Origin of the sequence: Streptomyces blattellae (assembly GCF_009709555.1) — a bacterium.
GTDB classification, from domain to species: Bacteria; Actinomycetota; Actinomycetes; order Streptomycetales; family Streptomycetaceae; genus Streptomyces; species Streptomyces blattellae.
On sequence record NZ_WJBG01000225.1, the window covers coordinates 84,993 to 109,252 of the forward strand.

A 24,260-nucleotide genomic window follows, 5' to 3' on the forward strand; every position below is an offset into this window, starting at 1 on the left:
CGGCACCTCACGGCCCCGCGGCGGAGCCGCATATCGACGCAGCCGGCGGAGCGCTTACGCTGACAGTGACGCGGTGCGGGGCCGGGCCAGGGAGGCTGTGATGGGCGGGACACCGAGCGATCAGGGCATACCGGGGGCTTCGCGGTATCTGCCGATCGCCGAGCACGGGCTGATCGGCGATCTGCGCAGCGTCGCCCTGGTGGGGACCGACGGGACCATCGACTGGTACTGCTGCCCGTCCTTCGACGCACCCAGCGTCTTCGCCGCGATCCTGGACGCGGAGCGGGGCGGCGCCTTCGAGCTCGCCGCCTCGGTGCCGGCCCGGACCAAGCAGTTCTACTTCCCGGACACGAACGTATTGATCACCAGGTTCTTCACCGAGGAAGGCGTCGGTGAGGTGCAGGACTTCATGCCGGTCGACGGCGAGGCGGCGGAGGTCGCCCGGCACCGGCTGATCCGGCGGGTGCTGTGCGTACGCGGGTCCATCCCGTTCCGCGCGCGGGTGGCGCCCCGCTTCGACTACGGCCGCCTGCCGCATACCGTGCGCATGGAGGGCGACGTGGCGGTCTTCGCCTCCGACGGCCTGTCGCTGGGGCTGACCGCGACCGTGCCGCTGGAGGCCGACGGCCTCGACGTGCGCGCCGATTTCAAGCTCGCCGAGGGCGAGTCGGCGGTGTTCGCGCTGGACCAGGTCGGCGGCGCCGTACATCCGCGCGGGTGTGCCCGCACCGAGGCCGAGCGCCAGTTCGACAGTACGGTGGCGTACTGGCGGCGCTGGCTGTCCCAGTCCCGGTACCGGGGCCGCTGGCGGGAGATGGTGCACCGCTCCGCCCTCACCCTGAAGCTGCTCACCTACGCGCCGACCGGGGCGATCGTGGCCGCGCCGACGACGAGCCTGCCCGAGCAGATCGGCGGCGAACGCAACTGGGACTACCGGTACGTGTGGGTGCGCGACGCCGCCTTCTGCGTCTACGCGCTGCTGCGGCTGGGCTTCGCGGGCGAGGCCGAGGCGTTCATGAATTTCGTGACCCGGCATGTCAGTCCTGGCGACGGCAAGCCGTCGGGCCCGTTGCAGATCATGTACGGCATCGACGGGCGCACCGACCTCACCGAGCACGAACTCGGCCATCTCGAAGGGCACTTGGGGTCCGCGCCGGTACGGATCGGCAACGGCGCCGCCGAGCAGCTCCAGCTCGACATCTACGGCGCGCTCATCGACTCCATCTACCTCTACGACAAATGGGCGAAGCCCGTCTCCAGCGACCAGTGGGACGACGTGTGCGCGCTGGTCGACTGGGTCTGCGAGAACTGGGACCAGCCCGACGAGGGGATCTGGGAGACCCGCGGCGGCCGCAAGACCTTCCTGTACTCGCGGCTGATGTGCTGGGTCGGGATCGAACGGGCCATCCGCATGGCCCACCGGCGCGGTCTGCCCGCCGACCTGGTCCGCTGGCGGGAGCACCGGGACACGATCTACCGCCGGATCATGAAGCACGGCTGGTCCGAGGAACGGCAGGCCTTCGTCCAGTACGAGGACAGCGACGTGCTGGACGCGGCCGTGCTGATGATGCCGCTGACGAAGTTCATCGCGCCGACCGACCCGAAGTGGCTGTCCACGCTCGACGCCCTCACCGACGACCTGGTCTCGGACTCGCTCGTCTACCGCTACGACCCGCAGGCCAGCCCGGACGGACTGCGCGGCGACGAGGGCACGTTCTCGATCTGCTCGTTCTGGTACGTCGAGGCCATGGTCCACGCGGGCCGGATCGACGAGGCACGCCTGGCCTTCGAGAAGATGCTCACGTACGCCAACCATCTCGGCCTGTACGCCGAGGAGATCAGCCACACCGGCGAGCAACAGGGCAACTTCCCGCAGGCGTTCACCCATCTCGCGCTGATCAGCGCGGCCTTCAATCTCGACCGCGCTCTCGGCTGAGCCCCCTCGGCGTGCCGCCGCGAACCCGTCAGCCGCGGCCTTCCATACGCCGCACCAGGCTCTTGGGGCGCATGCCGGTCCAGTTGGTCTCGATGTGGTCCAGGCACTCCTGCCGCGGTGCCGGGCGGCTGGCCCTCGTCGTTGACGAGCACGGAGTAGACGCCGTCGGAGTTCTCGAACGGGTTGGTCATGCGGGGTTCCTTACGTTGTGGGTGGGTTGGTCTCGGTCATGTGCGGCCCGGTCCACCAGCGCCCCGAGCGCCCGGAACCAGCCCTCGGCCAGGTCCCGTACAGCGTCCTCGGGGAGTACTCCGGGCGCGTAGTCCAGTGGGCGGTGGGTTCGGGGCCGTACGACCAGTCCGTGGCCGAGGAGTTCGCCCTCCCAGCTGATCGACCGCTCCACGGCCGCGCGCAGGCAGCGCAGCGGAGGACCACGGCGATACCAAGGTAATTGCCTAACCAAATGGCCCTGTCTGGGTGGACCTGTGAACCGGCTATTAGGATTAAGGCCTGCCTAACCTAAGGGAGTTGCCTGTTGGAGACCGCACGGTGACGCGGGGCAGAAGGGTTCGCCCCGTCCTACTCGTGGCCTTGCTGAGCGCCGTGCTGCTGGCGCTCTGCCTGCTTTCACTCGCCCTCGGCGCCGCCAGCATTCCGCCTGACCAGGTGGTGCGCGCACTGTTCGGTGACGCACCGAGCCGGTTCGTGGACAACGTCGTCTGGTCCGCGCGGATGCCCCGAACCGCGGTCGGGCTCGCGGCGGGGGCGGCGCTCGGGCTGGCCGGGGCGCTGATGCAGGCCCTGACGCGCAATCCGCTGGCCGATCCCGGGATCCTGGGGGTCACCGCGGGGGCGTCCTTCGCCATCGTGCTGGCCGTCGGGGTGCTCGGGCTCGGCTCGTTCTACGGATACGTCTGGTTCGCCTTCGCCGGTGCGCTCGTGGCGAGCGTCCTGGTCTTTCTGCTCGGCAGGCTCGGTCGCTCCGGTCTGACCCCGGTCAAGCTGGCGCTCGCCGGAGTCGCGGTGACCGCGTTCCTCAACTCCCTCACCAGCGCGATCGCGTTGACCGACCCGGACGCGCTCGACCGCTACCGCTTCTTCACCGCCGGCTCGATGGCCGACCAGGACGGGTCGACCGTGCTGCGGATCCTGCCCTTCCTGGCCGTGGGTGCCGTACTGGCCCTCGCCTCCGCGCCCGCCCTCAACAGCCTGGCGCTCGGCGACGACGTGGCGGCCTCCCTGGGACGGCGGATCGGCCTCATCCGGCTCGGCGGCGTCACCGTGATCACCCTGCTGACCGGCGCGGCGGTGGCGGCCATCGGCCCGGTCGTCTTCATCGGCCTGGTGGTCCCCCATGTCGCCCGCGCGCTGGCCCAGTCTGCGGGCATCGGCCCGGACCACCGCTGGCTGCTGCCGCTGTCCGCGATGCTCGCGCCGAGCCTGCTCCTCGCCGCGGACATCATCGGCCGGATGATCGCCCGGCCCACCGAGGTGCAGGCCGGGATCGTCGTCGCCTTCATCGGCGGACCGTTCTTCATCGCCCTGGTCCGACGGCGCAAGCTCGCGGAGGCGTGAGGATGACGACCTTGAAGTCCCTTTCCGCGCCGGTACGGACCTACCGCCTGACCGTGCCACCGCTGTCCGGCATCATCCGCCCACGTCTGGTGGCGGTGTGCGCGGTCCTCGGCGCCGGTACCTTCCTGCTGTTCTGCTGGAGCCTGACGATCGGCGACTACCCGATCGCCTTCGTCGACGTGGTGCGGGCCCTGGCCGACTCCGGGGACCCCGGCACCGTGCTCGTCGTCCAGGAACTGCGGCTGCCCCGCGCCCTGGTCGGACTGCTGGCCGGCATCGCCTTCGGCGTCTCCGGCGGGCTGTTCCAGACGATGACCCGCAATCCGCTGGCCAGCCCCGACATGATCGGCCTCACCCAGGGCGCGGGCACCTTCGTGGTCGCGGGCATCGTGCTGGGCTGGGACGGGGGCCTGAGCACCCAGGCGCTCGGACTGCTCGGCGCGCTGACCACGGCCCTGCTGGTGTACGTCCTCGCCTGGCGCCGCGGTACCACCGGCTACCGGATCATCCTCGTCGGCATCGGCGTGTCCTGGATCTGCACGAGCGCCACCGACTATCTGCTGGCCAGAGGCGCCCGGTTCCAGGCCCAGGCCGCTCTCGGCTGGCTGGTGGGCAACCTCAACGGCCGTACGTGGTCGCAGGTCGGCCCCCTCGCCATCGCGCTGGCGGTACTGCTGCCGACCGCGCTGCTGCTCGGCCGGCTGCTGCGCACCCTCCAGCTGGGCGACGACGTGGCCACCGGCCTGGGCACGCGGGTGCAACCGGTGCGCCTGGCCATCCTCCTCAGCGGCGTCGGCCTGATCGCCTTCGCCACCGCGGCGGCGGGCCCGATCGCGTTCGTGGCGCTCGCCGCGCCGCAGATCGCCCAGCGGCTGGCGGGCACCGCCTGGCCGCCCACCGTGGCCTCGGGCCTGACCGGGGCGCTGATGGTCCTCGGCGGCGACCTGATCGCCCGTACTCTGGTCTCCGGCACGGAGTTGCCGGTCGGAATCGTCACGGGCGTGCTCGGCGCACCCGTCCTGCTCTGGTTGCTCGTCCGCGCCAACCGCGCGGGTTCAGGAGGCTGATCCCATGTCGACCGACCGTATGACGAAAGATGCCGGGCCGGCCGACGCGCTGCCCTCCGCCGACCCGGACCTGCGGGCGAGCGGTCTGCGTCTGGCGTACGACAACCGCCTGGTGGTGGACGGCCTCGACCTGGCCATTCCGCCCGGCCGGATCACCGCCGTCGTCGGCGCCAACGCCTGCGGCAAGTCGACCCTGCTGCGCGCGCTGGCGCGGCTGCTGGCACCCCGCGAAGGTGCCGTCCATCTGGACGGCCGGGCGCTGCACTCCATACCGACGCGGGAACTGGCGCAGCGTTTGGGCATCCTGCCGCAGAGCCCGGTGGCGCCGGAGGGCCTGACGGTCATCGACCTGGTGAACCGGGGCCGTTCACCGCACCAGACCTGGTGGCGGCAGTGGTCGAAGGCGGACGAGCAGGCGGTGCACCGGGCGCTGACGGCGACCGGTATGACGGACCTGGCGGACCGCCCGGTCGACGAGTTGTCCGGCGGCCAGCGCCAACGGGCCTGGATCGCGATGGCCGTGGCGCAGGGCACCCCCGTCCTCCTCCTCGACGAGCCCACGACCTACCTGGACCTGGCCCACCAGATCGACGTCCTGGACCTGATCACGGACCTCAACCGGCGCGAGAACCGCACCGTCGTGATGGTCCTGCACGACCTCAACCAGGCCTGCCGCTACGCCGATCACGTCGTCGCCATGAAGAGCGGCCGTATCGCCGCCGAGGGCACTCCGGCCGAGGTCATCACGGCGGAGACGGTGGCGGACGTCTTCGATCTGGACTGCCGCATCACCCCGGACCCGGTCAGCGGCACGCCGATGGTGATCCCGATGGGACGCCATCACCAGGGCGTGCCCCTGCAGCCGGTGGCACAGGCGGCAGACTGAGAGCTTGCCCCACATCGCCGGCCGGGCGCGCGAGAGCCGACCCGCACGCCCCCGGAGGAGCATCCTCGCCGCGTTGCCGCACCGCCCCCCGATCGGCACGCACCAGACAACCCGCGCTGCCCCGGCAAGCGACGTGACACAAGCTCCCAGAACACGCGGACACCCTCCCGGCCGGGCCGTCAGATACCCGCCCATCGCGCTGCGGTCCTGCGGGATCCAGCGCGCCCGACCGGAGGCGATCAGGTCCAGCGACTCGTGGACCACGGGGGCGATCAGGTCGACGGTGCGGTGGAAGAGGTCGGTCACCGTGTCGCGCGGGCCCACCGGGATCGCCCGCTGCAACAGGACGTCCCCCGCGTCGAGTTCGGCGTCCATGCGGTGCGCGGTGACGCCGACCTCGCGATCGCCGTTGACGAGCGCCCAGATCAGCGGGGAGAAGCCCGCGTAGACCGGCGGCAGCGAGTCGTGGACGTTGAGCGTGCCGTGGGTGGGGAGGTCGAAGATCTCCGGCGGGAGCACCTGCGCCAGTTGTTGGCGACGATCAGATCGGGCCGCACGTCCCGCAGTGCGGCGCGGAGTTCGGGGTGGTCGGGGCGGTTGCGCAGCAGTACGGGGATGTCGTGCTTCTCGGCGAGTTCGGCCACCGAGTCGTCCCAGACTCTCTCGTATACATGGTCGCTCTCGGGGTGGGTGACGGCCATGATCACCTCGTGCTCGGACTCCAGCAGAGCCTGGAGGGCGCGATGCTTTCAGGTCTGACAGCCGAACATGACGACCCGCATGTTGATCCTCTCGTCGGACACGTCGTCACAAGGTAAGGCTAACCTTATTTAACATCGCCTAGGGGAAGGGAAGTTGCGGTGAACGCACTGCACGACGCACCTGACGCCGTCCACGATGTGCTCGGAATCGGTTTCGGGCCGTCAAATCTCGCACTGGCCATAGCAATCGAGGAACACAACCTCCGAGCCGCTCCCCATGAACGGATCCGCGCCGGATTCCTGGAACGCCAGGCGAGCTTCGGCTGGCACCGCGGAATGCTCATCGACGACGCGACCATGCAGGTGTCCTTCCTGAAGGACCTGGTCACCATGCGCAATCCCACGAGCGACTTCAGCTTCCTGTGCTTCCTGCGGGAGCGCGGCAGGCTGGTGGACTTCCTCAACGCGAAGACGCTCTTCCCGCTGCGGATCGAGTTCCACGAGTACTTCGAGTGGGCGGCCACCCGGGTCGCGGACCTGGTCACCTACGACGCCGAGGTCCTCTCCGTGGAACCGGTCACCGCGGGCAGCGGCGAGGTCCGCTGGTTCGACGTGGTCAGCCGCGTACCCGGCGATCCGCGGCGCACAGTGGTCCGCCGCACCCGCAACATCTCGGTGGCCGTGGGCCTGGAACCCCACGTGCCGCCCGGCATAGCCCTCTCGGACCGCATCTGGCACAACAGCGAACTGATCCCACGCACCCGCGAGTTGACCGACCGGGGCGGATCGGTGCAACGCATCATGGTCCTCGGCGCGGGACAGAGCGGCGCCGAAGCGGTCGACTACCTGCACCGCTCCTTCCCCGCCTCGGAGATCTGCGCGGTCTTCGCCAAGTACGGCTACACACCCGCCGACGACAGCCCGTTCGCCAACCGGATCTTCGACCCGGAGGCCGTGGACGTCTACTTCCAGGCGCGGCCCGAGGTGAAGCAGGCCCTGTACGACTACCACCGCAGCACCAACTACTCGGTGGTCGACATGGACTTGATCGAGTCGCTGTACTCCACCATGTACCGCGAGAAGGTCCAGGGCCGCGAGCGCCTCCAGCTGCGGAACGTGTCCCGCATCCGGGACGTGCGGCAACTGCCCGACCGCCTGGAGGTCACCGTCGAGTACCTGCCCACCGGAGAACGGGAGGTGGTCGGCTGCGATGTGCTGGTCCACGCGACCGGCTACCGCCCGCGGGAACTCGACACCCTGCTGGGCCGCACCGCGAAACTCTGCCTCCGGGACGACGACGCCATACGTGTCGGACGCGACCACCGCGTGGTGGCCGCGCCGGAGGTCACGGCCGGCATCTACCTCCAGGGCGCGACCGAGCACACCCACGGCCTCACTTCCACCCTTCTGTCCACGACCGCCATACGCTCCGGCGAGATCCTCGACTCCCTGCTCACTCACCGGCGCGGCGACGCGGGTGCGGACACTGGGCAAGAATCGCCAACTGAGAGTAGCCTCACCTAAGTTTTCAGCCAGTCTCGCGATTCAGTCGAGCGATTCAGTCGAGCGATTCAACGGTCGTCCTATCCCGGAGGGGTGCGGGTGGGTCCTTCAAATCCATCGGGGCGGGACGTCCTGAGACAGTCCGTCAGGGGGCAGCGGCGAGACGTCGCGCTCGGCGCGCTCCTCGGCTCGGGACATCAGGCGGGCGAGGCGCTGGTGCCGGTCCTCATCGGCGTCGTCATCGACCGCGCCGTCACGGACTCCGACACCGGCGCCCTGCTGCTGTGGCTCGGCGTCCTCGCCGTGGTCCACACGGGACTCGCGCTCAGCTACCGCTACGGCGCCTGGTCCGCCGACCGGGCAGCCGCGCAGGCCGAACACGACCTGCGCATCACCCTCGTACGACGCGTCCTTCATCCCCGGGGCGGGGCGGAGGAGGGCCGGCTGCCCGGTGCGCTCGCCAACGTCGCCACCGAGGACGCCAAACGGGTCGGCGCCGTCAACCTGGCGCTGATGGCCGGGATTTCGGCCCTGGTCGGCATCCTTGCCTGCGCGGTCGTCCTGCTGCGGGCGTCGGTGACGCTCGGCCTGGTCGTCCTGCTCGGCACTCCGGTGCTGCTGTGGCTGGGCCACCTGCTGGGCAAGCCGCTTCAGGCCCGCAGCGAGGCCGAGCAGGAACGGGCCGCGCACGCCTCGGCCGTCGCCGCCGACCTGGTGGCCGGTCTGCGGATCCTCAAGGGCATCGGCGGCGAGCCGACCGCCATCGCCCGCTACCGCACCACCAGCCGGGACTCCCTCCAGGCCACGTTGAAGGCCGCCCGCGCACAGGCCTTCCAGAGCGGCATGGTGCTGACCCTGACGGGCTGTCTGATCGCCGCCGTCACCCTGGTCGGCGGCCGGCTCGCGGCAAACGGCGACATCAGCCTGGGCCAGTTGGTGTCGGCCGTCGGGCTCGCGCTGTTCCTGCTCGGTCCGTTGGAGGTGCTCGCGTGGGTCAACGCCGAGCTGGCCCAGGGGCGTGCCTCCGCCTCCCGGATCGCCGATGTGCTCGCCGCCCCGCACACCGTCGACGCCGGCGAGAGAACCCTCCCCCAGCCGGTGCGCGGCGCCGTCCGGCTGAGCGGCGTCAGCCTCGGCGGGCTGCACGACGTACACCTCACCCTCGCGACCGGCGAACGCGTCGCCCTCGTCGGCGCGAGCGGGGCGAGCAAGACGACGCTGGCCAAGCTGATCGCGGGCGTGCACCGGACCCTACGCCTCGCTGTGGCAAGCGTGGTCCGGCACCCGCACACCCGTCGACGAGCCCCCCACGCCCCGTCCCCGCACCGACACACCCCAGAAGGACCACTGATGCTCCGCTCACTCAGAGGCACCCGGTTCGCCGCGGGACTCGCCTCCGCGCTGCTCCTCTTCGTCACCGTCTCGGCCTGCGGATCCGACGACGACTCCGACACGGCGGGCTCGGCCGCGACGGAGTCATCGAGCACCGCTTTCCCGGTGACCCTCCCGCACACATACGGGAGTACGACCATCGAGTCCGAGCCGAAGCGGATCGTCACGGTCGGTCTGACCGACCAGGACGCGGTGCTCGCGCTGGGCAAGGTGCCCGTGGGCACGACCGAGTGGCTCGGCGGCTACGAGGGCGCGATCGGCCCCTGGGCCGAGGACGAGCTGGGCGGCGCGGCGGCCCCGACCGTCCTCAAGGACACCGGCACCGGCCCGCAGACGGAGAAGATCGCCGCGCTCGATCCTGACCTGATCCTCGCCGTCTACGGCGGTCTGACCAAGGAGCAGTACGACACCCTGTCGAAGTTCGCCCCGGTGGTCGCCCAGCCCGAGGAGTACAACGACTTCGGCGTGCCGTGGCAGGACCAGACCGAGATCATCGGCAAGGCGCTCGGCCAGGAGGCCGAGGCCAAGGAGCTGGTCGCGGGCGTCGAGGCCGACTTCAAGCAGGCGGCCGACGAACACCCGGAGTTCGCCGGGTCCAGCGCCGTGATGGCGACGCCGTACGAGGGCATCTTCGTCTTCGGCAGCCAGGACCCGCGCTCGCGTCTGCTCACGAACCTCGGCTTCAGCCTGCCCAAGGACCTGGACAAGGTCATCGGAGACGAGTTCGGCGCCAACATCAGCAAGGAGCGCACCGATCTGCTGGACACGGACGCGATCGTCTGGATCGTCTCCGACCCCGCCAAGGACAAGGCTGAGCTGCGCAAGGACTCCCTGTATGCCGATCTGACGGTGGCGAAGGACGAACGTGAGGTCTTCGTCAAGGAGACCAGCGACTACGGCAACGCGGTCTCCTTCGTGTCGGTGCTGAGCCTGCCGTACACGCTTGAGCGTCTGGTGCCTCAGCTGGCCGCGGCGGTCGACGGAGACACCGCGACGAAGGTGACCGAGCCGACGTCCTGACGCCCGGACGACGTATGCGCGAAAGGCCGGTCGCCGTCGGCCGGCCTCCGTCTCAGTGCCCGTGCCCCTCTTCCTCGTGCGCGGGCTCCCCCGCCGTGGCCGGTCCGGCGTTGACCGTGAAGGCGGCGGTGTGGACGGTGCCCTCGTGCTTGAAGTCGAGGAACAGCCGGTAGGTCCCGCTGCTCGGCGCCGTGGCCGTGAAGGAGATGTCGGGACCGGCCTTCGTGCTGCCGCCCGGGTGCACATGGAGGTAGGCGAGGTCGCCGGAGCGCAGAGCGACCAGATGGCCGTAGGCACCCAGGTAGGGCTGGAGGTCGGTGACCGGCCTGCCGTTGCGGGACACCGTCAGCTTCAGCTCCTGCGCGGCGCCCGGGCGCAGGCCGCCGGTCAGCTCGACCTCGTAGCCGTCGGCGGTCGCGGTGTCGCTGGGCGCGGGCAGTTGCTTCGGCCGGTAGGGCCCTGCCGCCGCCAGGTCCGCGCCGAGGGTGAGGTTCTCGGCGCCCTTCGTCGCCGGGGTGAAGTCGGCGAAGACGCGGTAGTCGCCCGCGCGGGGCAGTTCGACGGGGATGCTCCAGGTGCCGTCGGTGGCGCGGGTGGGGTGCAGGTGGCGGTAGGTGATCAGGTCGCGTGAGGCCACGATGAGGTGCAGTTCCTTGTCGTGCTCGCGCCCGTAGGCGGTGACGGCGTCGCCGTCGGCGTCCCGGATCTGGAAGCGCAGCTCGGTGCGCTTCCCCGCGGTGACTCGCGGGGTCTTGAGGTCGAGGGTGTAGCCGCCCTCGGACATCTGGAGTCCGCCGGCGGGGGACGCTTCGTGGCCGCCGCCTCCCTCCACGGCCTCTTCTGTGTGCGGTGTGTCGTGACGTGCGGGCGGACGGTCTTCCGCGACGGGGCCGACGCCCTGGCCCACGCCGTACGCCGTGCCGAAGGTGGCGGTCAGCGCGGCGGCGAACGCGGTGAGCTTCAGTCCGGTGTGCATGGTGTTCTCCGATCATCGGGTTCTGGCCTCCTACGCGACCGACCGTACCCCTGGGGGGTATTAAGTCAAGGCTTGCCGCGCTTGCGTTTCCATACCCTACCGGGGTATATAGAACCACGAGAGAGGGGTACCCCCTACCCGTATAGCGTCAGGAGCGGTGATGGCCGGCAACCAGGTCGAACTCGTCATCGGCGGCATGACCTGCGCCTCGTGCGCGGCGCGCGTCGAGAAGAAGCTCAACCGCATGGACGGGGTCACGGCCACCGTCAACTACGCAACCGAGAAGGCCAGGGTCAGCTACACCGGTGAGGTCTCCGTCCCGGATCTGATAGCCACGGTCGAGGCGACGGGATACACCGCGCAGCAGCCCGCGCGGGCCGACCCCGAGCCCGAGCCCGAGCAGGCCGACCATGAACTCCTTTCCCTACGGCAGCGGCTGCTCACCTCTGTCGTCCTCGCCGTCCCGGTGATCGCGATGGCGATGATTCCCGCGCTGCAGTTCGACAACTGGCAGTGGCTGTCCCTGACGCTGGCCGCGCCCGTCGTGACGTACGCCGGCTGGCCCTTCCACAAGGCGGCGCTGGTGAACGCCCGCCACGGTGCGGCCACCATGGACACGCTGATCTCGGTCGGTACGTCGGCGGCGTTCGTGTGGTCGCTGTGGGCCCTGTTCTTCGGGACCGCGGGCACCGAGGGGATGACGCATCCCTTCGAGCTGACCATCGCCCGCGGTGACGGCGCCGGGAACATCTACCTGGAGGCCGCGGCCGGCGTCACCGCGTTCATCCTGGCCGGGCGCTACTTCGAGGCGCGCTCCAAGCGCACGGCGGGAGCCGCTCTGCGGGCGCTGCTGGAGCTGGGCGCGAAGGACGTCACCGTGCTGCGCCCGGACGGCCGCGAACAGACCGTCCCCATCGCCGAGTTGAAGGTCGGCGACCGCTTCCTGGTGCGTCCCGGCGAGAAGATCGCCACCGACGGGACGGTCGTGGAGGGCTCCTCCGCCGTCGACGCCTCCATGCTCACCGGCGAGTCCGTGCCGGTCGAGGTCTCCCAGGGTGATCCGGTCACCGGCGCCACGGTCAACGCGGGCGGGCGGCTCGTCGTCGAGGCCGTGCGGGTCGGCGCGGACACCCAGCTCTCCCGGATGGCCAAGCTGGTGGAGGACGCGCAGAACGGCAAGGCCGCCGCGCAGCGGCTCGCGGACCGGATCTCCGCCGTGTTCGTGCCGGTCGTGATCGCGCTCGCCCTGGGCACGCTCGGCTTCTGGCTGGGCAACGGCGCCGGGCTGACGGCCGCGTTCACCGCCGCCGTCGCCGTCCTGATCATCGCCTGCCCGTGCGCCCTGGGCCTCGCCACCCCGACCGCGCTGCTGGTCGGCACGGGGCGGGGCGCCCAGCTCGGGATCCTGATCAAGGGCCCGGAAGTGCTGGAGTCCACCCGCCGCGTCGACACCGTCGTCCTCGACAAGACCGGCACGGTCACCACCGGCCGGATGACCCTGCTCGCCGTGCACGGCGTCGCCGAGGAGTCCGAAGTGCTGCGGCTGGCGGGCGCGCTGGAGCACGCCTCCGAGCACCCGATCGCCCGTGCCGTGGCCGAGGGAGCGCTGGAGAAGCTGGGTTCGCTGCCCACACCCGAGGACTTCGCGAACGTACCCGGCCTGGGCGTGCAGGGCATCGTCGACGGTCACGCCGTCCTCGTCGGACGTGAACGGCTGCTCGCCGACTGGGCATTGGAGCTGCCCGAGGAGCTGAAGCGGGCCAAGTCCGAGGCCGAGGCGGCCGGACGCACCGCGATCGCCGTGGCGTGGGACGGTCAGGCTCGGGCGGTCCTCGAAGTCGCCGACGCGGTCAAGGAGACCAGCCCGGAGGCGATCGAGCGGCTGCGCGCCCTCGGTCTGACCCCGATCCTGCTGACCGGCGACAACCGGACCGTGGCCGAATCGGTCGCACGCCAGGTGGGTATCGCTCCTGAGGACGTCTTCGCCGAGGTGCTGCCGCAGGACAAGACCGCGGTCGTCAAGCGCCTTCAGGACGAGGGCCGTTCGGTCGCCATGGTCGGCGACGGCGTCAACGACGCCGCCGCGCTCGCCCAGGCCGACCTGGGGCTGGCCATGGGCACCGGCACCGACGCGGCGATCGAGGCGAGCGACCTCACGCTCGTGCGGGGCGACCTGCGGGCCACGGCCGACGCCATCCGGCTGGCCCGCCGGACCCTCGGCACCATCCGGTCCAACCTGTTCTGGGCCTTCGCCTACAACGTCGCCGCCCTGCCGCTGGCCGCGGCCGGACTGCTGAATCCGATGATCGCCGGAGGGGCCATGGCGTTCTCCTCCGTGTTCGTCGTCGCCAACTCCCTGCGCCTGCGGACCTTCCGCTCCCTCGGATGACGAGGCGCCGCGTTCGGCTGACGGGACGCCGCGTTCTCTCAGCGTTCACAGCGCCCTCACTTCCAGGTCGTCGTGCGCTCTCCGCGGCCCGACCAGCGTCTTCAGATCGCCCGCACCCCCAACCGATCAAGAGTGAGCTTTCGATGTCCTCCAGACATGTCCCCGCCGACCGGGCTATGGTCGACGCGGCGCACGCCCGGGGCCTGAAAGTCGTCCCGTGGACCTGACGATGCGGCGACCGTGGCAGCGCTGATGGACTTCGGGGTCGACGGCGTCATCACCAACTACCCCGACCGGGTACGGGAGATCATGGCCGAGCGCGGCATGCGGCTGCCCAAGGCGTACGGGCCCCGCTGATCGTCACGGTGGCGGGACCGGCGACCTCGATGTGCGGCTGCCGCCGCGCCGGCGCGACCGGCCAGGACTGCGCCGCAGACGGCCGACGTGCCGCCCGTCACGGTTCCGCGGCGGAGGCCGCAGATCGACACGGCCCGCGGAGCGCTCAGTGCCCGAGCGGCGTGCGGGACCTGGGGTCCGGGGCGGGGTCGGGGAACGCGGCCGACGCCCGTTCCCTCGTGAGCGCGCGGGTGACCCTGCGGGCCAGGAGCGGATCGACCGGGAGGACGTGGGAGGCGAACCAGCGGGCGGCCGACGGGTCGGGGGACGGTTCGACGAACTCCGCGCCCGCGTAGTCGTCGAGCGGCGGATCGTAGACGTATCCGCAGACCATGCCGTGGCGCACCATGCGTTCCAGGAGGGCGTCGCGCCCATCGACCAGGAACGGGACGCGGAACAGGGGCGGCGGACCGTCGTGCGCCGCGCTGTCGGGTACCGCCCGGGACGCCCAGGCGGTACCCGACAGCAGCGAGACGCCGACCCTGCGGCGGGTGAGGTCGTCGTCGAGCCGGGCCAGCCGCAGCGCCGACTGCCCCCGGACGAAGGCGCCGTGGCGGTCCCGGAAGCTGTGCAGGTCGACGCGGACCCATGGCTCGTACGCGGCCAGGTCCGGCGCCCGGCGTGCGCAGCGGGTCAGCCGCGGCGCATGCAGGGCCATCCGGAACTCCTCGCGCTCCAGCAGCCCCAGGCGCTGCATCGTCCGCCACACCGGACGCACCAGGTGCAGGGCGCGTACCGAGGAACGCGCGAGCGGTCGCAGCGTGACGGCGAGGTCGGCGCTCAGCCGGCCCGGCACCAGGAGGTCGTCGCGCAGCAGCTCCAGCTCCCGCCGGGTGCGCGCGTCCTCGACGGCGAGGAATCCCCCGGCCGTCGCCGCGACATGCTTGGACAGGCTTAACGCGGACGCCTGACCGAAGGTGCCGATCGGCTGCCCGTCCACGTGCGTGCCGATCGCGTGCGCCGCGTCCTCGATCAGTGGGATCCCCAACTGCTCGCAGCGGCGGCGCAGTTCGGCGACCCGGTCCGGAATGCCGTACAGGTTGGTGGTCAGGACGGCGTCGACGTTCCGCCAGGTGGACTCCGGTACGGCGGCCGGGTCGATGTTGCCGTCCCACACGGAGACGGGGGCCTGCACCGGGCGCAGTCCGGCCGCGAGGACGACGAAGAGGATCACGTCGTCGTTCACCGGTGACATCAGCACCCGCGCGCCCGGGCGGCACCAGCGCCGCAGTGCCAGATAGAGAGCCAGCCGTGCCGAGGGCGTGTAGACGCATGCGCGTCCGAGTCGCCGTGTCATCATCGCGGCGAGCCGCGATCCGTACGGCATCGTCACCTGCTTCCGTCGAAGGGCCGTCAAGGGGCCGTCGAACGGCCGTGGAGCGTTCCGCGAAAGAGCACCGTGCGCTCAGGCAAGCGCGTCGAGCGGTGGCGTGTTCAGCGGGTGCGGGGTGCCGGTCTTCCGAGGCCCGCCCGACCCGACGTACGGAGCGTACCGACCGGCTGCGGCAGCCGGTCGGCGGGCTGCCGCAACCGGGGATGGGCCAGGACCGCGTTCCGCAGGCCGCGGCCGGGTCTGCGCCACAGCCGCCGAGACGGATGCCCGTCCCGGCCGCGAACTCCGGCGCCGGGAACGGGTTGGCGTAGTCGCGAAACAGCACGCCCCCGTCAAGGACACCCACCGCAAAGGAACGGCACATACCGGATATTCGCCGACCCGCCTCCGTTGATCGAATCGGCGTCTGGTTATCATCCGAGCGCTACCTAGCTCGAAAGAGATGGATCCTGTGACTGTCACCGAGGACTCGTTCAGCAACTGGAAGAACCGCGAGGAGATCGCGGAGTCGATGATCCCGATCATCGGGAAGCTGCACCGCGAACGGGACGTGACCGTCCTGCTGCACAGCCGTTCCCTGGTGAACAAGTCGGTGGTGAGCATCCTCAAGACCCACCGCTTCGCCCGGCAGATCGCCGGCGAGGAACTGTCGGTCACGGACACCCTGCCGTTCCTGCAGGCCATCACCGCGCTCGACCTCGGGCCCTCGCAGATCGATCTCGGCATGCTGGCCGAGACGTACCGGGCCGACGACCGCGGTCTGACGGTGGCCGAGTTCACCGCCGAGGCCGTCGCCGGCGCCACCGGCGCCAACAAGATCGAGCGCCGTGAGCCGCGTGACGTCGTCCTCTACGGCTTCGGCCGCATCGGCCGCCTCGTCGCCCGGCTGCTGATCGAGAAGGCCGGTTCCGGCAACGGTCTGCGGCTGCGTGCCGTGGTCGTGCGTCAGGGCGGCGAGCATGACATCGTCAAGCGCGCCTCACTGCTGCGCCGCGACTCCATCCACGGCCAGTTCCAGGGCACCATCACCGTCGACGAGGCGAACAGCACGATCATCGCCAACGGCAACGAGATCAAGGTGATCTACGCGAGCGACCCGTCCGAGGTCGACTACACGGCGTACGGCATCCAGGACGCCATCCTCATCGACAACACCGGCAAGTGGCGCGACCGCGAGGGCCTCTCCCAGCACCTGCGCCCCGGGATCGACAAGGTCGTGCTGACCGCGCCGGGCAAGGGCGACGTCCCCAACGTCGTGCACGGCGTCAACCACGACACGATCAAGCCGGGCGAGCAGATCCTGTCCTGCGCCTCCTGCACCACCAACGCGATCGTCCCGCCGCTGAAGGCGATGGCCGACGAGTACGGCGTGCTGCGCGGCCACGTGGAGACCGTCCACTCGTTCACCAACGACCAGAACCTGCTGGACAACTACCACAAGGCCGACCGCCGTGGCCGCTCCGCGCCGCTCAACATGGTGATCACCGAGACCGGTGCCGCCTCCGCCGTGGCCAAGGCGCTGCCCGACCTCAAGGCCCCGATCACCGGCAGCTCGATCCGGGTCCCGGTCCCCGACGTCTCGATCGCCATCCTCAGCCTGCGGCTCGGCCGCGAGACCACCCGCGAGGAGGTCCTCGACCACCTCCGCGCCGTCTCGCTCACCTCGCCCCTGCGCCGCCAGATCGACTTCACCAGCGCCCCCGACGCCGTCTCCAGCGACTTCATCGGCTCCCGACACGCCTCGATCGTCGACGCCGGCGCCACCAAGGTCGACGGCGACAACGCGATCCTCTACCTCTGGTACGACAACGAGTTCGGCTACTCCTGCCAGGTCATCCGCGTCGTCCAGCACGTCTCCGGAGTGGAGTACCCGACCTACCCGGCCACGGCGGTCTGAGCGCCCGGGGATGGTCGACGGGCCGCCGCGATCAGCTGCTCCGCTGCACGATGTCGACCATCCACGGGACACCGAAGCGGTCCCTGCACATCCCGAAGACGTCGCCCCACATCTGCTTCTCGAACGGCACGGACACGGTGCCGCCGTCGGACAGCTTCTGCCAGTACTCGCGCAACTCGGCGTCGTCGTCACCGCTCAGGCTCACGGAGAAGGTGTTGCCGGGGGTGTACGGCATCCCGGGCGGGTTGTCGGCACCCATCAGGGTGAACCCGCTCGGGGTCTCCAGCATGCCGTGCATGATCTGGTCGGCGTTCGGCGCGTCCGGCTGCCCGAACTCGCCGTAGGTGCTGAGCTTCAGCGTGCCGCCGAAGACCTCCTTGTAGAACTCCAGCGCCTGCCTGGCGTCGCCGTCGAAGCTGAGGTACGGGTTGAGGCGCGAGGCCATGGATCCTCCTGGAAAGTGTGGCTGAAATCCGGTGCCGAGGACGCTAGCGCGCTCCACTGACAACGGCCCGTCGCGCAGGACCACATGGAGCAGACACGGCCGACGTCAGACGAGGTGGGCGAAGACGACGAGGTTCTCCGTGTAGTCCTTGGCGCTGCGGTCGTAGGCCCCGGCGCAGGTGATGAGGCGGACCTGGGCCTGCGGGGTGTCGGCGTAGACCCGATCGTCGGGGAAGCTGTCCTTCTCGAAGGACTCGACGCTGTCGACCACGAACGTCGCGATACGCCCGTCGGCTCTCTTCACCCGGAACCGGTCGCCCTTATCCAGTTCGCCGAGTTCCGCGAACACGGCCGCGGACGTCGCCGTGTCCACATGCCCGGCGATGATCGACGTACCGGCCTCTCCCGGGGACACCCCCTCGGCGTACCACCCCACGAGATTGACGTCGTGCGCGGGTGGGGCTTCGAGCTGTCCCGAGCGGCCGATGGCGAGGGGCGTGAAGGGCGCGTCGACCGAGATCTTCGGGATGCGCAGGCGGACCGGCGTGGACCGCGGCAGATGCTTTCCGGCTCGGGGCGTCGCGGACGAGGACGGGGACGAGGACGAGGTGGCGGCCGGTGCGGCATGGTGCGCGTACCCGGTGCCGGACGGCTCGTCCTCACCGCCGATCAGGCTCACTCCCAGGACGACAAGGGCAACCGCGCTCCAGAAGACCGTCGCGAGTCTGCGGGAGTTCAGCCAGGGGGGCACCGGATCGGCGTCGGTAGGGGAAGGAGGGCTGGCTGACATCGGACACCACCTCACTCGGGCACGGCAGCGGACTCATCTCGCGGGAAGGACGAGCCGGGCCGCCGCGACGCGAGGGGTACGTGCGGCGGCCTCGGCGGTTGTGTCGTCGGGCACCGGTCAGGCCGCGCCGCCCCCGGGGGCCTTCTTGCGCCGCAGCACGTACATGCCGGTGCCGGCCACGCCCAGCGCGGCCAGCCCGCCGGCCGTCACGCCCGGCGAGGCGAGCGCGCCGCCGCCGGTGTGCATGCCGCCACGCGGCTTGTCGTGGCCGGACTTCCTGGAGTCCTCATGGTGATCGCCGCGCCCCGAGCCCCCGTCGTGATCGTTGTGCCCCGGCTCCCTGCCGTGCTCGTCGTGATCGCCACGCCCCGGGCCGTGGTCGTGGTCACCGTCGTGCCGGGGGCCCCAGGAGTCCTCGTCGCTGCGGCCGTGCTCGTCCCGGTAGGTGTCCGGGTCGTGCTTGGGGTCTCCGGGCCTGCCCCAGTCGTCCTGACCGACCAGGGCCAGCGCTCCGCCACCCGTGTGCATTCCACCGCGCGGCATGTCGTGCTTGCTGTCCTTGTCGTGCTTCTTGCCGTAGGAAGAGTATCCGTCGTGGTCTTTCTCCTTGCTGTGGGAGGAGTCGTCGTGGTCCCACTCACCCGTCGAGTCGGCGTAGGCGGGTGCGGCGATCGCGAGCGCGGCCGTGGCCGCGGCAGTCGCGACCAGCATGCGAGCAGAGCGCATCTGTGAATCCTTCCGTCACACCCGGGCAGCTGACGCTTCGCCAGCTGGGTGACCCGGCCTTGACGTGATCCACCGTCGGCCGAACCGGACCGTCCCACCATTCGAGGCGATCACTCGGGTTACCCGCGCACCTCGGACGGGGGCATCCCGTACGCTCCTCACCACCCGCCGCCGGGCCGCTACAGCCGGGCTTCGGCGGGGTCCCAGCCCCGGTGGGGCACCGAGGCGAGGAGGCGCCGCGTGCTGGGGTGCTCGGGGGCGCTCAGATTCGCCGACCAGGCCGACCACCTCTCCCCTGCGGACCTGCAGGGACACGTCCGCGAGCAGGGGCCGGGCGGCGCCGGGCAGCAGCACGGTCAGGTTCTCGATGTCGAGCAGCATGGCGGGCTACCTCCTGACGCCGAGCCGGTCGGCGGCCCAGACGCCGACCACGTTGAAGGCCACCACGACGGCAGCGATGGCGGTGCCCGGCACGAGCGCGGGGAGCAGGGCACCCTGGACGATCGCGGACTGTCCCTCCTGCACCATGGGCCCCAGTCGGAGCTGGGCGGCTGGGCGCCGAAGCCGAGGTAGCTGAGGGTGGCGAGGCTCATCAGGGACTCGCCGAACAGGACCACCAGATAGCCGGCGACCGAGCGGGCCAAGGTTGGGCACCAGATGGGCCACGCAGATCCGGGCGCCGCTCATGCCCTGGACGCGGTAGGCGTCGATGTAGGACTTGGACCGTTCGGTCAGGGCGACGCTGCTCCTGGGCGGGGCGGGCGGGGAGGAGGGCGGGGAGCTTCGGCATGTGGGGGGGTGCGGAAGACCGGATCAGTGGGGGGGGCGCGGGGGCCGTCGTAGAGGTTCCAGGGCAGGTGCTGGTACTCAACCGCGTCGACTCGGTACTCCTCGCCCCCTACACTCCGACCGAAAGCACCCATGAATCGCTGACCGGCCTCGTCGTCGCGGACGTCCTCCTGCTCGCCCTCACCACGCTCGACGAGACGTCCGCCGTCGAGCACGCCCACCAGCTCGACACCCTGCGCGGCCAGTTGCTCAATCCAGGGGGGCGCACACGGTGACACGTTGAGCCCTGTATGCGCCCCTCGTGTGTGGGTAAGAATGCGCCATAGAAGTGATCATGTGGCCGAGGTGTTCCGGGCGCCTCCGTCACCCCCAACTTTCCGGGAGAGCAGGTCGGTTGCCGTGCAGTTGCGTCTGCCCACGTCCATACCCGAGGTGCAGGAATGTCTGGCCGACGGGGCGGTGCCGATAGGCGGGGCGACGCTGGTGTGGGCCACGTGGCAGCGGGACGGCTTCCCCGAACTGGCCGTGTCGCTGCGCGAGCTGCCGGAGGCCAACGCGTACGGGCCCCAGGAGCTGGGCGCGGCCGTCATGTTGCACCGGATCGACGACCGGGTGCCGGAGGTGCTGCACCGGGCCGCGTCCGGAATCGGGACGGGAGCGGTGCGCCGTGCGGCCACGGTCGGTGGCAACCTGGTCGGCAGCACGCTGCGCTGTCTGCTCCCCGCGGCAGTCGTGCTGGAGGCGCGCGCGGTGGTGCTGGAACCGGAGGGGCTCTTCGAGACCGACCTCTCGGATCTGCTGGCCAAACGCCAGCTGCTGGTCGGCCTGCGCTGGCGTACACCGATCATCAGCGGCTACCGCAAGCTGGAGGAAGAGGCGGGCGGACCGCCCCCGTTCGTCGTCGCCTCCGCCGTGCACACCGACGACGGCGGAGGCAACCGGCTGCGCGTCGCCGTCCGCGACGGCTACGAGGTCCTCAGCGGCAGCGTCGCGTGTGCCGACGACAGCACGGACGTGCCCGATGCGCTGCGCAGCACCGACCTCGGCGCGCTGGACCCCACCGACTGGGAGACGGTCCGCCGGCACGTCACCGAACTGCTGTCCCGTCCGGTCGGCGGGTGATCAGGCCCCGCTCTCCGGGTCGCAGCACCCTTCGCGCCGCATATGGCGACTGACCTCCAGCCAGTCCTGGGCAGCGGACGCCCGGTACGGCTGCGCGGAGTCGAAGGCCTCGACCAGGTCCGCCTGCTCGAAGAGGACGCCGCCGCGCAGGACACCGACCGTGCGGACCAAGGTCGCGAAGTCGGTGAACGGGTCGCCGTCGACCAGGGTGAGGTCGGCGAGCTTGCCCTCCTCCACCGTGCCCAGGTCGGCGTCGGCGCCGAAGACCCGTGCGGGCAGCAGGGTTGCGGTACGCAGCGCCTCGGCCGGTGACAGGCCGGCGCGGTGCAGCGCGCGCAGGGCCAGGTGCAGATGCAGCCCGACCGGGACGAGCGGCTGGTCCGTGCCCAGCGCGACCAGACCGCCGCCCGCCAGGATGCGCCGGTAGACGTCCATCTCCCTGGACAGCGTCGTCAGTTGGGCGTCGGTGGGCGGCAGCCCGGCCTGCTGCCGTACCAGCGCGATGTCCCACGGCGGCATCAGCGCGGTGACACGCGGGTCGTCCGCGAGCGCGGGGTCGGCGCCCAGCAGGGGCGCTGCCGTGAACGGGGTGGCCACGAGATGGAAGCCGGCCCGGGTGTAGATCTCCACCACGTCCTGGTAGGAACGCCCTGTGGCGGAGGTCGCGTGCCCGAACTCCAGCCGCTGGGTGGCCTGCAGATGGGTCGTCAGGTCCTGGCCCAGCTGCACCCCCGGAGTGCACAGATGGCTGCCGCTGCGCACCCCGAGCCGCTCGTGCCCGAAGTCGGCGGCCTCCTTCATCACCCACCCCGGCGCCCGTACGTACGTCTTCACGAAGTCCCAGTCCAGCGCGGCCCCCCGCGCCAGCGAACGGCGCAGGCCCGCAGGGGTGCGGTGCGCCCTGCCCATGCTGTAGGCGACGCGCGCCCCGTCCAGGAGTTCGCCGGTGGCCAGCAGCCGGGGTCCGGTGAGGGCGCCGGCGGCGACCGCCTCCCGGACGCGGGCCTGCTCGTAGGCGAATCCGCCCAGCGAGACGGCCGTCGTGATGCCGTAGGCGACTTGGAGGGCGGTCTGGCGGCCACCGTAAGTCGACTGCCAGGGGTGGGTGTGCGCGTCCCACAGGCCCGGGATCACGGTGCGGTCGCTCGCGTCGACACGGCGTGCGGCCGGGCGGCCGGCGCGGTGCGGTGAGACCTCCGCGATACGGCCGTCGCGGACCACGACATCGATGTCCTCCCGGACCTCCGCGCCGGTGCCGTCCCAGAGGCGGCCCGCGTGCACGACCGTGTCGGCCGGGCGCGGTCGGCGGTAGTCCAGCGGGACGCGGACGGTACGGGCGTTGCCGGTGCCGATGTCGATCAGGCGCAGGGTGCCCGCGGAGAGATAGAGAAGCGTGCGGGCGTCGGCGGACCAGGAGGGGTGGTCGGCGGGTTCTGTGGTGAGTCGGCGGGGCTCGCCGTCGGGGGTGCCGTCGGGCCGGACCGGCAGCAGCCACAGCGCCGACTCGGCGACCACGGCCATCCAGCGGCCGTCCGGGGACCAGACCGGCCCGGAGTCGTAGCGGTCGGAGAGCGAGGTGTGCGGGGCGAGCGCGTGCAGGACGGCGGTCCCGGTCGTGGTGTCGGCGACCCGGATGAGGTTGTAGCCCTCGCGGAACCGCTGGCCCAGCCGGTTGCGGTCGCACAGCGCCACATACCGGCCGTCGGGCGAGAAGCTGGGACGGCCGGGCAGCCCGCCCGCGCCGAGGGGTGCGGTGAGGACCCGTTCGGCGCCGTCGGGCAGGTCGCGCACCACGAGGTTGCCGGACATGTCCAGGCAGGCCAGCCGCCTCCCGTCCGGCGAGAGCGCCGGGAAGACCCGGCCGCCCCCGGCGAGCACGGTCTCCTCGCCGGAGCCGAGATCGTGGCGCCGCACGGCGAGCAGGCCGTCGCAGTCGTCGGCGTACACCAGCGCCGTGCCGTCCGGGGTCCAGGTAGGCGCCAGCACATAGCGGGTGGCGGGGACTTGGAGGACCTTGCGCGGTGCGTGGCCGCCCGTGGTGCCGGCGGTCCACAGCGCGTTGAGTGCGGCGAAGGCGATGGAACGGCCGTCCGGGGAGAGGGCGGGCAGATGCAGCGCGCGGACGGGACGGGTGCCGGTGCCGGTGAAGTCGTACGACTTTCCGCGGTAGCGGGGCCGGTCCACGGGCAGCGTGGCCGTGAACGGGATCTCCTCGCCGTCGCCCGGGGCGGCCGGGTCGATCAGGCGGAAGTGACCGTCGACGTTCAGCAGCAGCCGCTCGTCGTCCGTCCAGCGGGGTGGCGCCGGGAGGATGTCGTCCCCGACGGCGACCGGTTCGCCGTCGACGACCAGGGTGCAGGAGGCCGCGGGCGAGGCCGTGGTGCGCAGATAGGCCAGGCGTCCGGTGGGCGAGACGGCGGGGGTCATCAGTTGGGCGCCGGAGTCGTCGGTGTGCTCGGTGGCGACCGGGCCCGAGCCGTCGGCGGCCACCGATGCGACGGTGGCCGCGCGGAGGGTGCCCGTCTCGGTGACGGCCCCGCGGACGAACAGCACCCGCTCGCCGTCGGGCGACCAGGTGGGGTCGAAGTCCTCCCAGCGGGCGTCCTGTCCGGGGTCCTGCCGGCCGGGGCGGCCCGTGAGCCGGGTCAGCGCGCCCGTGCGCACGTCCACCACCCAGATGCGGTACGGGGCGCCGCTCACGGTGTCGCCGCCGCGCTCGGAGGCGAACGCGATCCGGGTGCCGTCCGGTGACCAGGCCGGACCCCGGTCGTCCCACGGCCCGTCGGTGAGCTGCCGCAGCCCGGTCCCGTCCGGCCGCAGCGTCCAGAGGTGGAAGCCTCCGCCTCGATACGCGCACACGACGAGCCGGGTGCCGTCGGGCGAGTACTGCGGGCGCGTGGGTTCGAGGCCCGGCGGCGTGAGTGCGAGGGCGGTGCCGCCGCCCCGGGGGACGGACCAGAGGACGTTCTGGACCTCGGCGATCAGCCGGTCACCGGCGGGGGCGAGGGTCGCGGAGCCGCCGGTGGCCGCGGTGAACGAGAGGGTGGTCGCACCGGATGCGGCGGTCGCGGCGGGCGGGGTGACGGTGGCCAGCGCCGTGGCGGTGGCGGTGGCGGTGGCGGTGGCGGTGGCGGTGGCTTGAAGGAATCTACGGCGGGAGAGGGGGTCGGAATGGAGGTTGTCCGAGGTGCCTTCGGTGTCCAAAAGAGCTCCCAGTACACGGAGTTGGTGTGCCGGACAGGAGAGACCACTGAGGGCAACGTACGGGGCGGAACCGGATTACGGACCATGGCCCGGCGTTTCTCAGCCGATCTTGCC

At 71.2% G+C, this 24,260-nt stretch carries 17 protein-coding genes and 6 pseudogenes; 12 read left to right on the plus strand and 11 right to left on the minus strand.

Going from position 1 to position 24,260, the window contains the following annotated elements:
• The first annotated feature begins 100 nt into the window (after positions 1–100).
• On the plus strand, positions 101–1,936 hold the full coding sequence (locus tag GFH49_RS32565; protein WP_155059650.1) for a glycoside hydrolase family 15 protein: 1,836 nt from the start codon (positions 101–103) through the stop codon (positions 1,934–1,936).
• A gap of 28 nt (positions 1,937–1,964) precedes the next feature.
• Here GFH49_RS32565 and GFH49_RS32570 read toward each other — a convergent pair.
• Both GFH49_RS32570 and GFH49_RS32575 read right to left on the minus strand, forming a co-directional pair.
• Positions 1,965–2,127, minus strand: a pseudogene (locus tag GFH49_RS32570) (MbtH family protein).
• A complete protein-coding gene (locus tag GFH49_RS32575) occupies positions 2,124–2,339 on the minus strand; it encodes a hypothetical protein (RefSeq protein ID WP_155059651.1) in 216 nt (71 codons plus the stop codon). The pseudogene GFH49_RS32570 and the gene GFH49_RS32575 overlap by 4 nt, the downstream one beginning before the upstream one ends.
• Positions 2,340–2,485: 146 nt before the next feature.
• Here GFH49_RS32575 and GFH49_RS32580 point away from each other — a divergent pair, with 146 nt between their 5' ends.
• From GFH49_RS32580 to GFH49_RS32590, 3 genes are read left to right on the plus strand one after another with little or no spacing between them, the layout of a single operon-like run.
• Positions 2,486–3,511 carry a FecCD family ABC transporter permease gene (locus GFH49_RS32580; RefSeq protein WP_155059721.1) on the plus strand — a complete coding sequence of 342 codons (1,026 nt, stop codon included), beginning with the start codon at positions 2,486–2,488 and terminating at the stop codon, positions 3,509–3,511.
• Positions 3,512–3,513: 2 nt separating this feature from the next.
• On the plus strand, positions 3,514–4,578 hold the full coding sequence (locus GFH49_RS32585) for a FecCD family ABC transporter permease (protein ID WP_155059652.1): 1,065 nt from the start codon (positions 3,514–3,516) through the stop codon (positions 4,576–4,578).
• Between the two features lie 4 nt (positions 4,579–4,582).
• The gene (locus GFH49_RS32590) at positions 4,583–5,464 is read left to right on the plus strand and encodes an ABC transporter ATP-binding protein (protein ID WP_408055976.1); all 882 of its coding nucleotides are present in this window, start codon (positions 4,583–4,585) and stop codon (positions 5,462–5,464) included.
• Positions 5,465–5,662: 198 nt separating this feature from the next.
• On the opposite strand, the pseudogene GFH49_RS32595 reads toward GFH49_RS32590, so the two are convergent.
• Positions 5,663–6,192 (minus strand): annotated as a pseudogene (locus tag GFH49_RS32595) (methionyl-tRNA formyltransferase); the annotation flags it as partial.
• 132 nt (positions 6,193–6,324) lie between these two features.
• Here GFH49_RS32595 and GFH49_RS32600 point away from each other — a divergent pair.
• From GFH49_RS32600 to GFH49_RS40690, 3 genes and pseudogenes are all read left to right on the plus strand, one after another.
• Entirely contained in the window at positions 6,325–7,689 is a 1,365-nt protein-coding gene (locus tag GFH49_RS32600) for a lysine N(6)-hydroxylase/L-ornithine N(5)-oxygenase family protein (protein WP_155059653.1), read from the plus strand.
• A gap of 78 nt (positions 7,690–7,767) precedes the next feature.
• Positions 7,768–8,904 (plus strand): annotated as a pseudogene (locus GFH49_RS40685) (ABC transporter transmembrane domain-containing protein); the annotation flags it as partial.
• Between the two features lie 114 nt (positions 8,905–9,018).
• Positions 9,019–10,080 carry an iron-siderophore ABC transporter substrate-binding protein gene (locus GFH49_RS40690; RefSeq protein ID WP_155059723.1) on the plus strand — a complete coding sequence of 354 codons (1,062 nt, stop codon included), beginning with the start codon at positions 9,019–9,021 and terminating at the stop codon, positions 10,078–10,080.
• Positions 10,081–10,132: 52 nt separating this feature from the next.
• Here GFH49_RS40690 and GFH49_RS32615 read toward each other — a convergent pair whose 3' ends face one another.
• Positions 10,133–11,056: a DUF8832 domain-containing protein gene (locus tag GFH49_RS32615; RefSeq protein ID WP_155059654.1), complete on the minus strand. Its 924-nt coding sequence runs from the start codon at positions 11,054–11,056 to the stop codon at positions 10,133–10,135.
• 160 nt (positions 11,057–11,216) lie between these two features.
• Here GFH49_RS32615 and GFH49_RS32620 point away from each other — a divergent pair, with 160 nt between their 5' ends.
• Both GFH49_RS32620 and GFH49_RS32625 read left to right on the plus strand, forming a co-directional pair.
• Positions 11,217–13,445: a heavy metal translocating P-type ATPase gene (locus GFH49_RS32620; RefSeq protein ID WP_155059655.1), complete on the plus strand. Its 2,229-nt coding sequence runs from the start codon at positions 11,217–11,219 to the stop codon at positions 13,443–13,445.
• Between the two features lie 167 nt (positions 13,446–13,612).
• Positions 13,613–13,802 (plus strand): annotated as a pseudogene (locus GFH49_RS32625) (glycerophosphodiester phosphodiesterase); the annotation flags it as partial.
• Between the two features lie 145 nt (positions 13,803–13,947).
• On the opposite strand, the gene GFH49_RS32630 reads toward GFH49_RS32625, so the two are convergent.
• The gene (locus GFH49_RS32630) at positions 13,948–15,168 is read right to left on the minus strand and encodes a DegT/DnrJ/EryC1/StrS family aminotransferase (protein ID WP_155059656.1); all 1,221 of its coding nucleotides are present in this window, start codon (positions 15,166–15,168) and stop codon (positions 13,948–13,950) included.
• Positions 15,169–15,275: 107 nt separating this feature from the next.
• Positions 15,276–15,431 (minus strand): annotated as a pseudogene (locus GFH49_RS40695) (GNAT family N-acetyltransferase); the annotation flags it as partial.
• Positions 15,432–15,625: 194 nt separating this feature from the next.
• On the opposite strand from GFH49_RS40695, the gene GFH49_RS32635 reads away from it, so the two are divergent.
• Positions 15,626–17,071 carry a glyceraldehyde-3-phosphate dehydrogenase gene (locus GFH49_RS32635; protein WP_155059724.1) on the plus strand — a complete coding sequence of 482 codons (1,446 nt, stop codon included), beginning with the start codon at positions 15,626–15,628 and terminating at the stop codon, positions 17,069–17,071.
• Positions 17,072–17,102: 31 nt separating this feature from the next.
• Here the strand turns inward: GFH49_RS32635 and GFH49_RS32640 are convergent, their stop codons facing one another.
• From GFH49_RS32640 to GFH49_RS32655, 4 genes and pseudogenes are all read right to left on the minus strand, one after another.
• Positions 17,103–17,516 carry a VOC family protein gene (locus GFH49_RS32640; RefSeq protein ID WP_155059657.1) on the minus strand — a complete coding sequence of 138 codons (414 nt, stop codon included), beginning with the start codon at positions 17,514–17,516 and terminating at the stop codon, positions 17,103–17,105.
• A gap of 105 nt (positions 17,517–17,621) precedes the next feature.
• Positions 17,622–18,305, minus strand: a complete 684-nt coding sequence (locus GFH49_RS32645) for a class F sortase (protein WP_155059658.1) — start codon at positions 18,303–18,305, stop codon at positions 17,622–17,624.
• A gap of 117 nt (positions 18,306–18,422) precedes the next feature.
• Entirely contained in the window at positions 18,423–19,031 is a 609-nt protein-coding gene (locus GFH49_RS32650; protein WP_155059659.1) for a hypothetical protein, read from the minus strand.
• 387 nt (positions 19,032–19,418) lie between these two features.
• Positions 19,419–19,775 (minus strand): annotated as a pseudogene (locus GFH49_RS32655) (ABC transporter permease subunit); the annotation flags it as partial.
• A gap of 113 nt (positions 19,776–19,888) precedes the next feature.
• Between GFH49_RS32655 and GFH49_RS32660 the strand changes: the two are divergent.
• Together GFH49_RS32660 and GFH49_RS32665 are read left to right on the plus strand one after the other, a co-directional pair.
• Positions 19,889–20,095, plus strand: coding sequence for a hypothetical protein (locus GFH49_RS32660; protein ID WP_328288310.1), 207 nt, complete (start codon positions 19,889–19,891; stop codon positions 20,093–20,095).
• A gap of 124 nt (positions 20,096–20,219) precedes the next feature.
• A complete protein-coding gene (locus GFH49_RS32665) occupies positions 20,220–20,942 on the plus strand; it encodes an FAD binding domain-containing protein (RefSeq protein WP_155059660.1) in 723 nt (240 codons plus the stop codon).
• Here the strand turns inward: GFH49_RS32665 and GFH49_RS32670 are convergent, their stop codons facing one another.
• Positions 20,943–24,146, minus strand: coding sequence for an amidohydrolase family protein (locus GFH49_RS32670; protein ID WP_155059661.1), 3,204 nt, complete (start codon positions 24,144–24,146; stop codon positions 20,943–20,945).
• Positions 24,147–24,260 lie beyond the last annotated feature (114 nt).

Coding starts and splice junctions, on each gene's coding strand:
- GFH49_RS32585 (WP_155059652.1), top strand. CDS start 3,514: ATGACGACCTTGAAGTCCCTTTCCGCGCCGGTACGGACCTACCGCCTG.
- GFH49_RS32590 (WP_408055976.1), top strand. CDS start 4,583: ATGTCGACCGACCGTATGACGAAAGATGCCGGGCCGGCCGACGCGCTG.
- GFH49_RS32640 (WP_155059657.1), bottom strand. CDS start 17,516: ATGGCCTCGCGCCTCAACCCGTACCTCAGCTTCGACGGCGACGCCAGG.
- GFH49_RS32565 (WP_155059650.1), top strand. CDS start 101: ATGGGCGGGACACCGAGCGATCAGGGCATACCGGGGGCTTCGCGGTAT.
- GFH49_RS32645 (WP_155059658.1), bottom strand. CDS start 18,305: ATGTCAGCCAGCCCTCCTTCCCCTACCGACGCCGATCCGGTGCCCCCC.
- GFH49_RS40690 (WP_155059723.1), top strand. CDS start 9,019: ATGCTCCGCTCACTCAGAGGCACCCGGTTCGCCGCGGGACTCGCCTCC.
- GFH49_RS32615 (WP_155059654.1), bottom strand. CDS start 11,056: ATGCACACCGGACTGAAGCTCACCGCGTTCGCCGCCGCGCTGACCGCC.
- GFH49_RS32630 (WP_155059656.1), bottom strand. CDS start 15,168: ATGCCGTACGGATCGCGGCTCGCCGCGATGATGACACGGCGACTCGGA.
- GFH49_RS32620 (WP_155059655.1), top strand. CDS start 11,217: ATGGCCGGCAACCAGGTCGAACTCGTCATCGGCGGCATGACCTGCGCC.
- GFH49_RS32650 (WP_155059659.1), bottom strand. CDS start 19,031: ATGCGCTCTGCTCGCATGCTGGTCGCGACTGCCGCGGCCACGGCCGCG.